This is a genomic window from Rhizobium sp. BK251 (assembly GCF_004345245.1).
Lineage (GTDB): Bacteria > Pseudomonadota > Alphaproteobacteria > Rhizobiales > Rhizobiaceae > Rhizobium.
In genome coordinates, this window is the sequence record NZ_SLUQ01000006.1 from 240,806 (window position 1) to 252,770 (window position 11,965).

Sequence of the window (11,965 nt, forward strand, 5' to 3'; positions counted from 1 at the left end):
CGTCCCTGACCTCGCGTACGTCGCGGCGAAATTGCGTCGGCACGGAGCCGGCGCCGCCCCTGGTCTCAATCCGGCAGTCCGGCCAGTCGCAGGCCGTCGGCGAAGCTCGCGAGATCTTCGGCTCGATGGATCGGAAGCCAGTCCCTGAGATTGGCGACACGCAGGGACGGATCGAACTCACGAAGGCTCAGCATGGCCGGCCGCGCCTTGTCCATCCGGCCGGCCTTGGCATGACTTGCCGCCACGAGGGCGACCGCGATCAGAAAGTTCGGCAAATTCTGCACGGCCTTCTCCGCCCATGCGGAGGCGGTATCGAAGCGGCCTGCAAAGAAATGCGCCAGCGCGGTGCCGGCCTGCATCCGGAACATTTCCGGGTCGAGCGGACTGAGGCGAACGGCGTGGGCGAAGTGTTCGATCGCGCCGTCGGTCTCGCCGCGGAAAGCGCGCAGGAATCCGCCGAGGAACCACGCAGGCGCCAGGTTGGGATTGAGCAGGAGAGCACGGTCGATCAGCGCGATGCCGCCGTCGAGATCACCGGCCAGATGGCCGAGCGCATGGCCGCCGCGGGTCAGCGCGACGGCATCGTCCCGCCCTAATTCGATGGCCAGGCGCGCCAGCCGCCTTCCCTCGGTGATCTCGGCCTGCCGATCGGTCATCCAGCCGTTGACCTTGCGCCAGAAATGACACCAGGCGGCCATGCCGTAGGCAGAAGCAAATTCCGGATCGAGCTCGATTGCCTTGTAGAACAGGGACAGCGCGTCTTCGATCTCCTCCCTCTTCCCGCCATGCACCTTTGCCATCCCGCGCAGGTAATAGTCATATGCGTCCAGGCTTCCGGTTGGCTTGCGCTTTGCACGCTCGATCTCGGCCTGTTCCAGCTGCGGCGAGATCGCACCGACGACGCTCTCGGCGATCTGGTCCTGCAGTTCGAAGATGTCTTCGAGCGTGCCTTCGAAGCGTTCGGCCCAGAGATGCGTGCCGGTCGTCGCATCGATCAATTGCCCGGTAATGCGCACCCGGCTGCCCGCCTTGCGCACGCTGCCTTCCAGAACGTAGCGCACACCCAGCTGACGGCCCACTTCCTTCACGTCGACGGGGCTGCCCTTGTAGGTGAAGCTCGAATTGCGCGCGATGACGAAAAGCCAGCGAAAGCGCGATAGTGCCGCGATGATGTCCTCCACGACGCCGTCGGCGAAATATTCCTGCTCCGCATCACCGGTCAGATTGTGGAAGGGCAAGACCGCAATGGAGGGCTTATCCGGAAGGGCAAGCGCCTGCGGCGGGATTTCGCCCTGTCCGAAGAGGGCATCGTTCGGCATGGCCGGCCCGTCGGCTGATTGCGACTGGCTGACCTCTCCGACGAACCGGAAACCCTTGCGGGCAATGGTCCTGACCAGCCGCTGCTCGTCGCCATTGTCGCCGATCGCCTTGCGAACCGCGTTGATGTGGCTGGTCATGGTCGATTCCGAAACGATCCGGCCGCCCCAGACCGCCTGGAGCAGGTCGTCCTTGCTCACGACGCGGTCGCGATTCTCCACCAGATGAAGCAGCAGGTCGAAAACCTGCGGCCCGACGCCGATGACTTCGGATCGCCGGTGGAGTTCCCGGCGCTCCGGGTCAAGCCGATAGTCTCCAAACACGAACTGCAAGTCTCGAATCCTCTGGCAGAGTTCGTTCGGGGTGGGTGGCCGAGGCAAGTGGCCGACACTGAATTGTCCATTGGTGGCAAGGCATGTCTTAGCTGACCGTACTGCCTGTCGAAGGCCCGGCTGTCCGATACTCCGCATTTGGACAGGTAAGCAAGCTTCATTCAAGAGCAATTCAAGCCTGCGGCAAGGACTTGCCACCGGCTTCGGGGCAATCTCCATCCATCGACCGCAGTGGTTGCGGTCAGGTGAAACGGAGGAAAATCATGAAGATCGTCGTTATCGGAGGCACAGGCCTCATTGGAAGCAAGCTGGTTACGAAGCTCCGCGCAGGCGGTCATGACGTCCTTCCGGCGTCCCCGAACACCGGCGTGAACACCATCACCCGCGAGGGGCTGGCGGAAGCGCTCCATGGCGCCAACGTCGTCGTCGACGTGGCCAACGCGCCCCTTTGGGAAGACAAGGCCGTCCTCGAATTCTTCGAAACCTCGGGCCGCAACTTGCTCGCTGCAGAAGCGGCTGCCGGCGTGCGCCATCACGTTGCCCTCTCTGTCGTCGGCACCGAGCGGCTTCTCGAAGGGGGTTACTTCCGCGGGAAGATGGCGCAGGAGAAGCTGATCGAGGAATCGGGCATGCCCTATACCATCCTTCGCGCCACTCAGTTCTTCGAGTTTGTCAGCGGCATCGCCCAGTCGGGCACCGTCGGGCAGGAAGTTCACCTCTCGCCCGCACTGATCCAGCCGATATCGTCCGATGACGTGGCTGCAGCGCTCGCCGACCTCGCGGTTGCCAAGCCGATCAACGGCATGGTCGAGGTCGCCGGTCCCGAGGCCCTGCCGCTCGATGAGCTTGTCAGACGCTTCCTGCGCATCACCAAAGACAGCCGGAAGGTCGTTCCAGACGTCAACGCGCGCTATTTCGGCATCCGCCTGAACGATCAGTCGCTCACACCCGGCAAGAACCCGCGCATCGGCTCGGCCCGCTTCGAGGATTGGCTGAGCCAGTCCATCGCGTAGCAACCCGGCCGGCAAGGCCTGCATCAGCAACCACAGGGTCGGGAGACGTCGAGGTCCGGTCACGCGTCACCCTGCGCTTTCCCGCCCTGCCCCTCATTCAGCAGGAGATCAGACATGATCAGGATACTGTTCTACGCGGCAGCGCTGGCAGCCACCGTTTCCATAACCGGCGCGTCGGCGGATGAGTCGGACGACAAGTCGAAGGTGACGCTGGTCTACGACCACGTCCTTCCGAATGTGCCGGGCAAGAGCATGAAGGGCGTGCTTGTCGAATACGAACCGGGCGGCTCCTCGTCCGCGCATACCCACCCGAATTCCGCCTTCATCTATGCCACGGTTCTCGAGGGAGCGATCCGCAGCCAGGTGAACGACGGGCCGGTGAAAACCTACCACGCCGGCGAAAGCTTCTCCGAGTTTCCGGGTGACCGTCACGGCGTCAGCGAAAACGCGAGCAGCACCGAACCGGCGCGCCTGCTGGCCGTCTTCGTCATCGACACGGACGAGACGACCCTGACGACGCCCTACCACGAGTGAAATCGAAGCGGCCGGCTGCCACCGACGAGCCGGCCACATCCTCCACCCCTTCCGAATTTCAAAGGCATGAACAGAATGGAAACTCTATCCAGCACAGTCGCGATCATTACCGGCGGAAGCTCCGGGATCGGGCGGGAGGCAGCGATCTCCCTGGCGCGGCTCGGAGCCAAGGTCCTGATTACCGGACGGCGTCAATCGGCGATCGACGCGGTCTGCGCCCTATCGGACAACATACGGGGCCTCGTCGCGGATGTCGCCCATGTCGATGATGCCAAACGTAGTGTCGATGAGGTGGTCAGGCTCTGGGGGCGGCTCGACGTTCTCGTCAACAATGCCGGAGCCGGAGGCATCATGCCGCTCTCCGAGGTCACTGCGGAACGCATCAACGATATATTCTCCGTGAACGTCGTGGGACCAAGTCTCCTGGCCGCCGCCGCACTCTCGCATCTGCGGGCCAGCAGGGGTGCGATCATCAATATTTCAAGCACGTACGGTCACAAGGCCGGGCCGGCGCTCTCACACTACGCCGCAAGCAAGGCGGCACTCGAGCACCTGACACGGTGCTGGGCCCTCGAACTTGCCGCGGATGGGATCCGGGTGAACGCGATCGCCGCCGGCCCGACCGAGTCCGGCGCGCTCACCGGCATGATGGGGTTGTCCGTCGAGCAGGCCGAGGCGATAAAGTCGCATGAGCGTCAGATGATCCCCCTGAAGAGGCGCGGCGAACCAGCTGACATCGCCCGATGGATCGCGATGCTTGCCGAGCCCGGCTCGGCCTGGGTGACCGGCCAGGTCCTGAGCGTAGACGGTGGCCTGTCCGTCGCCTAGCGCCTGGACTCATGGCAAGCCGGCAAGGGCGAGGCAGACGCCAACCCCTTGCCTAGACGATTCAAGGCGGCGAATTGCTGGGAGGGGAGATAGAGAGTAGAATTTCGGACGTCAACTCGACCTGAGGGGGTAGGCTATGAGCAGACTGTTGATCCTGTCGGCTGGTGTTATCCTGGCACTAACGCCCGTGGCGTCCGCTGCGCCGGCTATGCAACCGCTGAAGATCTCTAAGGAATGTAGCCAGTATACCGGCGATGTCCCGAGCTTCTGCACCATTACGGAATCGAACCTCGCGTCGATCCCGGCGGGCACCAAGATCCTGTACTATGGGCCGGTGACCGGCAGCCCGCTTTTCGGCAGCAGCACGGCGGTTATTTCCGTCGGAAACGGAGACACGGCGGTCGGGTACTGCGTCACCTATGACACGGCAAACCCGATGCAGGGAACCTGTGCGTTCCATGCCGGCAGCGGAGCCCTTGCCGGATTCCAGGCGGTCGTCAAGGTCACGGTCGACGACAAGCAGATCTATCACTGGGACGGCGGCTACCTGCTTGGCGCCGCCAAGTGAGAACGAAGGAAATGCTGCTGTCGTCTGGCTGTTTGCTCTAGCGGGCGGCCGAGAGCCTGCCGCCAGGGAAGACACGCCTCGCCTCACGCCGCGGCGACAGCCGCGGCGGCTGCGGACCGCAGGCTTTCTGCAGAGATCAATTCTCTCGCGATGACGGCGGTCGAATAGGCGCCGTTGGCGATCGCGACCAGTTGCTCGGCCGACAACCCCGGATCCGGCACCGACAAGTCTTGCGCGATGGCCTGCAGCCGCCGCTTCAGCTCCATCTTGTGCTCGGCGGCCACCCGGCGTGCGGGATGCTGGGCGTCGGGAATTTCGCTCGCGATGTTGATGCACGGGCAACCCCTGAAGCTATTCTCCATGACGCGGCTTGCAACGCTGTCTATGAAGGCGAAAAGCTGCTTGCGTGGCTCTCCGGCAAGCGGTGCCATCTGATTGTCCCAGCGCGTCCAGTAGAGCCGGTCGTACTGGCGGGCATATTCGGCGATCAGATCGTCCTTGGAGGGGAAGACGCGGTAGAAGCTCGTCTTTGAGACACCCGAGCGCGCCACGATCGTATCAACCCCTGTCGCCCGAATCCCTTCGCCATAGAAAAGGTCCTTGGCGACAGCGAGGATTTTCTCCCGCGCTCCGGGCTCATCCTTCCGCGGTGGGCCGCGGCGTGGCCGCGTGTGTGGATCAACTTCCTGTGTCATCACTCTTCGTGCCTCGCCCTCTCATTGACGATGTAACAGGTCTGTACATATAAAATCAAGTGACAAACAGGTCTGTAACTTTAGGAGATACCCATGCGCAGCGTAGTGGCGACGAATTTCAACGGTTACGAGGGACTGAAAGTTATGGAGCGGCCCAAGCCCGAGCCAAGCACGGACCGGGTGCTTGTTCGCGTCACGGCGGCTGCCATCAATCCACTCGATCACACGATACTCGTCGGCGGGCTACCTCGTGCCAAGGCTCCGCTTGTTCTCGGGAACGAGGGAGCCGGCATCGTCGAAGATGCAGGACCGAGCTTGATTGCGCCGGGCAGCCGGGTGGCGTTCACCGGGCCCTATGGCGCTGCCGAGGATGGAACCTGGCAGGAATATCTGCTGGTGCGCCCCGAAGACCTATTCCCGCTGCCGGACTCCGTCGATGACGTTACGGCAGCGTCGATGACGGTGTCCTATCTGACCGCCTTTCTGAGCCTGCGCCAGGCCGGGTTCGCCCCCGGCAAGTCCGTATTGGCGCCCGCAATCGGCGGATCGGTCGGCAATGCCGCCTATCAGCTCGCCGCGGCGCTCGGCGCGTCTCGCGTGATCTCCACTGCGGGCAGCACGCCAAAGGCGGAAACTGCCGTCGAAGCCGGCTTCGACGATGTCGTCGATCTCTCTGTCGAAGGCCTCGCAGCCGGAGTAAGGCGCATGACCGGCGGAGCGGGTGTCGACATCGTCATCGACAGCCTAGGCGGGACGATCATGAGCGAGGCGATGGACGTCCTGGCGATGAAAGGGTCGCTCGTATCCATAGGCTACTCGGCCGACCGCATTGCGCCGATCAACGTCACGAACCTTATCTGGAAGGACCTGAAGATATCCGGTTTCAGCATCTTTCGTGCGAGCGCGGAGGACATTCACGCTGCCTGGAAGATATTGCTTCCGCTGATCTCATCGGGAAAGATCGAGCCCCTGATCGACCGCACATTCCCTCTTGCCGAGGCAGGTGACGGTCTCGCCTACCTGATCGAAAAGCGGCCTTTCGGGAAAGTTGTCTTGACGATGGAGGCGTGACGCGCAACTGGGCGACGGATCCAAACCGCAACCCGGCTTTAAAGGGACATCGCCACCCAGGGACGCCGCCGAAGCCGGCGGCGTCCCTGGCGGGACAACGCCTCAGGCCGCGTCGACGGTCAACTGTGTCTGTTCGCCCAGCCCCTCGATGCCGAGGCGGATCGTCTGGCCGGCGTGCAGGAAAACCGGCGGCTTCATGCCGAGGCCGACGCCGGGAGGCGTGCCCGTCGAGATGATGTCACCCGGCTGCAGGCTCATGAACTGGGAGATGTAGTGAACGAGGAAGCGGACGCCGAAGATCATTGTCTTCGTCGAGCCGTTCTGGCGCGAGACGCCATCTACCGTCAGCCACATCTTCAGGTTCTGCGGATCAGCGACCTCGTCTCTCGTCACCAGCCACGGGCCGATCGGGCCGAAGCTGTCAGCCGACTTGCCCTTGGTCCATTGACCGCCGCGCTCGCTCTGGAACTCGCGCTCGGAGACATCGTTGATCAGGCAGAAGCCGGCGACATGCTTCATCGCGTCGTCTTCCGAAACGTAACGCGCCTCGTCGCCGATGACGACGCCGAGTTCGACTTCCCAGTCGGTCTTCTTCGACTTGCGCGGAATGATCACGTTGTCGTTCGGCCCGGTGATGGCGCTCGTCGCCTTCATGAAGAGGATCGGCTCCTCGGGGATCTTGGCGCCGGTCTCGGCGGCATGGTCGGCATAGTTGAGCCCGACGCAGATGAACTTGCCGGTGCGTGCCACGCATGGACCAATGCGCTCCGTGCCCGTCGCAAGCGGCAGCGTGGTCAAATCGAGCGCGGCAATCTTCTGAAGGCCGGCCGCAGTGAGCACACCGCCCGCGAGATCATCGACATGGGCGGAAAGATCGCGGATCTTTCCGTCAGCGTCGAGGATACCGGGCTTTTCAGCGCCCGGCTGGCCATATCGAAGAAGTTTCATGATGTCTCCCTGGTTCTTGCTTTGATCAAGCGGTCAGGCGTTCGCCCAGCCGCCGTCGATGACGATGGCGTTTCCGGTCATGAAGGCGGATTCGTCGCTTGCGAGGTAGACGACGAGGTCGGCCACCTCCTCGGCGGTCCCGAGCCTGCCCATCGGCTGACGGGCGATGAAGGCGGCGCGTGCGGCATCGTAGTCGCCGAGTGCGCGCATGCGGTCCTGCAGCGACGGGCTCTCCACTGTGCCGGGGCAGATGGCGTTCGCCCGGATGCCCTTGCCGATATAGTCGAGCGCCACGGATTTCGTGAGCCCGATGACGGCCGCCTTGGTGGTGCCGTAGATGAACCGGTTCGGCGCTGCGATCACCGTCGAGGCGACCGAGGCCATGTTGACGATCGTCCCGCCGCCGCGGTCGATCATGCCGGGAAGCAGCGCCCGGATCATGCGGTACATCGCCCTGATGTTCAGGTTGACGGAGAAATCGAAGGCGTCCTCGTCGCAGTCGAGGATAGCGCCGTTGTGGACGAAGCCGGCGCAGTTGAAGAGGATGTCCGGCGCCGTGATCGAGGCCGCGAATTCCTTGATCGCTTCCGGATTGAGCACGTCGAGGCGGCGCGTCGTGACGCCTGCCACCTCGTTCAGCGTGGCGAGCTTCGCCTCGTCGATATCGGTTGCGATCACGTTCGCCCCTTCTCGCACAAATGCGAGGACGGACGCCCGACCCATTCCCTGACCTGCAGCCGTGATGACCGCAGTCTTTCCCTTGAGCCTTCCTGTCATAACCGTCTTTTTCCTTGGATTGTTGCCCGTATCTTATGGAAGTCGTCGCTCAGGGCAAGGCCCGACCACCGTCGTCCGGCAATCCGACGCGGTGCGCCGCTCCTGCCAGATGCTGCAGCATGGCGGCCCGCGCCGCCTCGGCATTTCCCGCCTCGACTGCGGCAAGGATCCGGTCGTGTTCACCGAGCGTGATGCTCGCCATGTCGTCCGAGCCCTGCCGGTTGCCTGCCGCCAATATGCTCTCGCGGACGCGCTCGGAGACGAAGAGGAGAAACTGCACCATGTAGATGTTGCGCGTGGCAGCGGCGATCGTGCGGTGGAATTCGACATCCGCCTTCAGCCAGTTGACACTGCCATACGGTGCCTCCCGCATGACCGCGAGCGCCGAGCGCATGGCCTCCAGATCCTCGATGCTTCGCCGTTCGGCAGCTATGCCCGCTGCCTGCACCTCGAGGATGCCACGCAGTTCGAAGAGGCTCTGGAAGGCGTCTACCTGCAGGAGCGTGTCGTTATCGATCGTCAGCACCGTCGAGTTGGGCACATCGGCCACGAAGGCGCCGCGACCCTGCTGCGACCAGATCCGCCCCTCGGAGCGCAAGCGCGCGATCGCCTCACGCACGACGTTGCGGCTTACCCCGAAGGTCTGGGCAAGCGCCTGCTCCGTTGGCAGCTGGTCACCGGGCTTCAGCCGGCCCTGTGCGATCTCGCGCGAGATGGAGCTCGCCACCAGGGTGGAAAGATGCGGGCCGCGATTGACCTTGTCGAGTTTCAGCGTCATTGCTCACCTATAGCCCGACCCGGGACGGGACGCCATGATCCGCCCATCGCTCAGAATATGCGAAGGGTCAAGCGCATCCTTGATCCGCCCGAACAGATCCAGCGAAACTTCGTCAATCCGGTCCAGGAAAGCCTTCTGCTTGACGCGTCCGATGCCGTGCTCGGCGCTGATGGAGCCACCCGAACGGTCCAGCGCCTCGAAGATAACCTTCTCGGTCTCGTGAAACAGGGCCACGACCGCCTCCGGCCCCATGCCTTCCGGCGGCACGATATTCAGATGCACGTTCCCGTCCCCGACATGGCCATAGGTGACGGCAAGCGCCTCCGGATGGCTCTTCTCCAGGGAGGAAAGCGCGTCGGTAACGAAATCGGCAAGCCCGGAGATCGGCACCGAGACGTCGGTGCGCAGGTATCGGCCTCCCCTTCCCTGCGCTTCCACCATCGTCTCGCGCAGGAGCCAGAGCTTTTCGGCCTGGGCGCGGCTTGCGGCAACGACACCGTCCATGACGAGGTCATCGGCACCCGCGAGGAAGTCCTGGAGGATCGACGCCAGATCGACGCGCCCGCCGGCCGAGGCCTCGATCAACACGTAGACCGGGTAGACATCGCCCAAGGGATCCTTGAGGTCGTCGCGGGCATGGAGCGCGATGTCAATGCCGACGCGCAGGATGAGTTCGAAGGCGGTCAGAAGATCGCTGCATTCGCGACGAGCGCGTGCATAGAGCGCCATTGCGTCCTCGACGGAGCGCAGGCCGACCAGAGCCGTCTCCACCTGCGTCGGTCGCGGAAAGAGCTTGAGCGCAGCCGCCGTGATAATGCCGAGCGTGCCTTCGCTGCCGATGAAAAGTTGTTTCAGGTCATAACCGCGATTGTCCTTGCGCAGCATCTTCAGCCCGTTCCAGATGCGGCCATCGGCAAGCACCACTTCCAGGCCGAGCACGAGATCCCGCGTCATGCCATAGCGCAACACGTTGAAGCCGCCAGCATTGGTCGCCACATTGCCGCCGATACGGCAGCTTCCCTGCGCGCCGAAGGTGATCGGCAGCAGACAATCCTCGGCTTCCGCCCGGTTCTTGGCATCCTCGAGAATGCAGCCGGCCTCCACCACCATTGCGAAATCGACGGCGCTGATCGAGCGCACCTTGTTCATGCGCTCCAGCGAGACGACCACCTCGCCGCCATGAATGGCGGCGACCGCTGCGCCCACCAGGCCGGTCAGCCCGCCCTGCGGCACGACGGGTATGCCTTCGCGATAGCAGCAGCGCATGAGCGCCGAGACCTCGTCCGTGCTGCGCGGCCGGGCAACCGCGAGCGGCCTGCCGAAATGATCCCCGGACCAGTCCCGGCTGTAGCGGGCGAGATCCTCGTCGGCGGTAAGCAGAACATCCTCCGGAAGTGCCGCGGCGAGCGCCGCTAGCCACTTTGCGTTAGGGGGAGGAACGGCATTCATCAATTGGCTCTCCGACGGGATTCAAAACGACTGGACAACTAACCCCGTTGCATGGTTATCATACAACAATGATTTTGAACATCAAGAGCGGCGGGCCTTTCCACAAACCGCCGATAGCGAAAAATCAGATTGAAAAACGATAACTTGGAGGAAGGTCGCATGAGCGGCACTCAGGACAAATTCCGCATGATGCACACGATGATCCGGGTCTTTGACCTGGACAAGTCGATCAAGTTCTACACGGAACAGCTCGGCATGAAGCTCCTGCGCAAGGACGAGTACCCCGAAGGCAAGTTCACGCTCGCCTTTGTCGGCTACGGTCCGGAGGAAAACAACACGGTCGTCGAACTCACCTACAACTGGGACCAGGAAAAGCCCTATGAGATCGGCAGCGGCTTCGGCCATCTGGCGCTCGGCGTCAACGACATCTATGCCGTGTGCAGCGCGCTGGAGAAGCAGGGTGCGCGCATTCCGCGCCCGCCGGGGCCGATGAAGCACGGCACCACGCATATCGCCTTCATCGAGGACCCTGATGGCTACAAGATCGAGTTGATCGGCCTCGACACCATGCGGTGACATTCGCCTCCCCCTTCCGCCTGACGGAAGGCGGGAGAAAAAAGACCGGCGCCGCATGGCAGGAGCTTTTCTGCTGTGCGGCGCCTTCAAGGTCCTGGGAGTAAACGCTGTCACTTTATGATCGCAATCTTGCTTCGATCGATGGTGATCGCGACGGCGATGATCAAAACAGCGCCGAAGACGACATTTTCCGCGAAAATATTGATGCCGACGAAGGTCATGCCGATGCGCACGATCGAGATGATCAGCGCGCCGACTGCCGTTCGTCCAACCCCGCCAAGGCCGCCGGTGATCGCCGTCCCGCCGACGATGACGGCGGCGATGGCCGGCAGCAGCAGCTGGTTTGCAAGGCTCGGCGACCCGCTGGAGAGGCGTGCGGCGAGGATGACGCCCGCGATCGCCGCAAGCGTTCCCGAAATGATGAAGGCGATGATCTTGGTGCGATCGACATTGATGCCGGCCGCCAACGCCGCCGGCTCGCCGGCGCCGACCGCAAGGCAGTGGCGCCCGAAGCGCGTGTAACGCAGGATGAGGAAGCTCGCGAGGCCGACGACGGCGGCAATCAGTGCCACGACGGGCACGCCGGAAACGGTCCCGTTGATCCAGTTGGTCGCGAGCCGGCCACCCTCCTCGATGGTGATCGCGCGCCCCTGCGCCGTCCACAACGCCATGCCGGCAACGACGCCGCCGGTTGCCAGCGTTGCGACGAAGGACGGCACCTTGAGGCGCACATGCACATAGCCTGAGACGAGGCCGAAGACGACGCCGGCAGCGATCGCCACCGGAAAGGCGGCAAAACCCAGTGACGGCAGGAGCTGCGCCAGGATCACGCTTGCAAGCGAGGCGACAGCCTGGATCGAAAGATCGATACCGCCGACGAGGATGACGAAGGTCACGCCCGTCGCCAGAATGAAGAGCACGGCCGTGTTGGCGAGCAGCAGCGCCAGCGTCTCGCCCGTCAGAAAACCCGGCGAGGCGATCTCGATGATGACGATCAGGACGACAAGCAGTGCCGGCGGAATGAAGCCGCGCGCCCAGCCGGCCGGCAGCTGCGATGCAAGGTTGGAAAGATAATTCAT

The 11,965-nt window shown here is 63.3% G+C and carries 13 protein-coding genes; 6 read left to right on the forward strand and 7 right to left on the reverse strand.

Annotated elements, in window-relative coordinates; all coding sequences use genetic code 11:
* Positions 1-65 precede the first annotated feature (65 nt).
* Positions 66-1,649, reverse strand: a complete 1,584-nt coding sequence (locus tag EV286_RS16685) for a winged helix-turn-helix domain-containing protein (RefSeq protein WP_132958271.1) — start codon at positions 1,647-1,649, stop codon at positions 66-68.
* Between the two features lie 263 nt (positions 1,650-1,912).
* Between EV286_RS16685 and EV286_RS16690 the strand changes: the two genes are divergently transcribed.
* From EV286_RS16690 to EV286_RS16705, 4 genes are all read left to right on the forward strand, one after another.
* The gene (locus EV286_RS16690; protein WP_132958272.1) at positions 1,913-2,662 is read left to right on the forward strand and encodes an SDR family oxidoreductase; all 750 of its coding nucleotides are present in this window, start codon (positions 1,913-1,915) and stop codon (positions 2,660-2,662) included.
* A gap of 114 nt (positions 2,663-2,776) precedes the next feature.
* Positions 2,777-3,196, forward strand: coding sequence for a cupin domain-containing protein (locus EV286_RS16695; RefSeq protein ID WP_132958273.1), 420 nt, complete (start codon positions 2,777-2,779; stop codon positions 3,194-3,196).
* Positions 3,197-3,271: 75 nt separating this feature from the next.
* The gene (locus tag EV286_RS16700) at positions 3,272-4,024 is read left to right on the forward strand and encodes an SDR family oxidoreductase (RefSeq protein WP_132958274.1); all 753 of its coding nucleotides are present in this window, start codon (positions 3,272-3,274) and stop codon (positions 4,022-4,024) included.
* 136 nt (positions 4,025-4,160) lie between these two features.
* Positions 4,161-4,592 (forward strand): hypothetical protein, encoded by a 432-nt coding sequence (locus EV286_RS16705; protein WP_132958275.1) that lies wholly within the window; start codon positions 4,161-4,163, stop codon positions 4,590-4,592.
* Positions 4,593-4,675: 83 nt separating this feature from the next.
* On the opposite strand, the gene EV286_RS16710 is transcribed toward EV286_RS16705, so the two are convergent.
* A complete protein-coding gene (locus EV286_RS16710) occupies positions 4,676-5,287 on the reverse strand; it encodes a TetR/AcrR family transcriptional regulator (RefSeq protein ID WP_132958276.1) in 612 nt (203 codons plus the stop codon).
* A 93-nt stretch (positions 5,288-5,380) separates the two neighbouring features.
* Between EV286_RS16710 and EV286_RS16715 the strand changes: the two genes are divergently transcribed.
* Complete coding sequence (locus EV286_RS16715; protein WP_132958277.1) at positions 5,381-6,358, forward strand: zinc-binding alcohol dehydrogenase family protein; 978 nt, start codon at positions 5,381-5,383, stop codon at positions 6,356-6,358.
* Positions 6,359-6,460: 102 nt separating this feature from the next.
* Here the strand turns inward: EV286_RS16715 and EV286_RS16720 are convergent, their stop codons facing one another.
* The 4 genes from EV286_RS16720 to EV286_RS16735 are packed head-to-tail and all read right to left on the reverse strand — an operon-like array spanning position 6,461 to position 10,310.
* Complete coding sequence (locus EV286_RS16720; RefSeq protein WP_132958278.1) at positions 6,461-7,306, reverse strand: fumarylacetoacetate hydrolase family protein; 846 nt, start codon at positions 7,304-7,306, stop codon at positions 6,461-6,463.
* A gap of 33 nt (positions 7,307-7,339) precedes the next feature.
* Positions 7,340-8,083 (reverse strand): SDR family oxidoreductase, encoded by a 744-nt coding sequence (locus EV286_RS16725; RefSeq protein ID WP_132958279.1) that lies wholly within the window; start codon positions 8,081-8,083, stop codon positions 7,340-7,342.
* A gap of 49 nt (positions 8,084-8,132) precedes the next feature.
* Positions 8,133-8,861, reverse strand: coding sequence for a FadR/GntR family transcriptional regulator (locus EV286_RS16730; protein WP_132958280.1), 729 nt, complete (start codon positions 8,859-8,861; stop codon positions 8,133-8,135).
* A gap of 3 nt (positions 8,862-8,864) precedes the next feature.
* Entirely contained in the window at positions 8,865-10,310 is a 1,446-nt protein-coding gene (locus EV286_RS16735) for an FAD-binding oxidoreductase (RefSeq protein WP_132958518.1), read from the reverse strand.
* Positions 10,311-10,469: 159 nt separating this feature from the next.
* Here EV286_RS16735 and gloA point away from each other — a divergent pair, with 159 nt between their 5' ends.
* Positions 10,470-10,886, forward strand: coding sequence for a lactoylglutathione lyase (gene gloA, locus EV286_RS16740; protein ID WP_132958281.1), 417 nt, complete (start codon positions 10,470-10,472; stop codon positions 10,884-10,886).
* A gap of 110 nt (positions 10,887-10,996) precedes the next feature.
* On the opposite strand, the gene EV286_RS16745 is transcribed toward gloA, so the two are convergent.
* Complete coding sequence (locus tag EV286_RS16745; RefSeq protein ID WP_132958282.1) at positions 10,997-11,965, reverse strand: ABC transporter permease; 969 nt, start codon at positions 11,963-11,965, stop codon at positions 10,997-10,999.

Bases quoted from the DNA above. Each gene is read 5' to 3' on its own strand.
- EV286_RS16690 (WP_132958272.1), top strand. From the start codon at position 1,913: ATGAAGATCGTCGTTATCGGAGGCACAGGCCTCATTGGAAGCAAGCTG.
- EV286_RS16695 (WP_132958273.1), top strand. From the start codon at position 2,777: ATGATCAGGATACTGTTCTACGCGGCAGCGCTGGCAGCCACCGTTTCC.
- EV286_RS16700 (WP_132958274.1), top strand. From the start codon at position 3,272: ATGGAAACTCTATCCAGCACAGTCGCGATCATTACCGGCGGAAGCTCC.
- EV286_RS16705 (WP_132958275.1), top strand. From the start codon at position 4,161: ATGAGCAGACTGTTGATCCTGTCGGCTGGTGTTATCCTGGCACTAACG.
- EV286_RS16710 (WP_132958276.1), bottom strand. From the start codon at position 5,287: ATGACACAGGAAGTTGATCCACACACGCGGCCACGCCGCGGCCCACCG.
- EV286_RS16715 (WP_132958277.1), top strand. From the start codon at position 5,381: ATGCGCAGCGTAGTGGCGACGAATTTCAACGGTTACGAGGGACTGAAA.
- EV286_RS16720 (WP_132958278.1), bottom strand. From the start codon at position 7,306: ATGAAACTTCTTCGATATGGCCAGCCGGGCGCTGAAAAGCCCGGTATC.
- EV286_RS16725 (WP_132958279.1), bottom strand. From the start codon at position 8,083: ATGACAGGAAGGCTCAAGGGAAAGACTGCGGTCATCACGGCTGCAGGT.
- EV286_RS16730 (WP_132958280.1), bottom strand. From the start codon at position 8,861: ATGACGCTGAAACTCGACAAGGTCAATCGCGGCCCGCATCTTTCCACC.
- EV286_RS16735 (WP_132958518.1), bottom strand. From the start codon at position 10,310: ATGAATGCCGTTCCTCCCCCTAACGCAAAGTGGCTAGCGGCGCTCGCC.
- gloA (WP_132958281.1), top strand. From the start codon at position 10,470: ATGAGCGGCACTCAGGACAAATTCCGCATGATGCACACGATGATCCGG.
- EV286_RS16745 (WP_132958282.1), bottom strand. From the start codon at position 11,965: ATGAATTATCTTTCCAACCTTGCATCGCAGCTGCCGGCCGGCTGGGCG.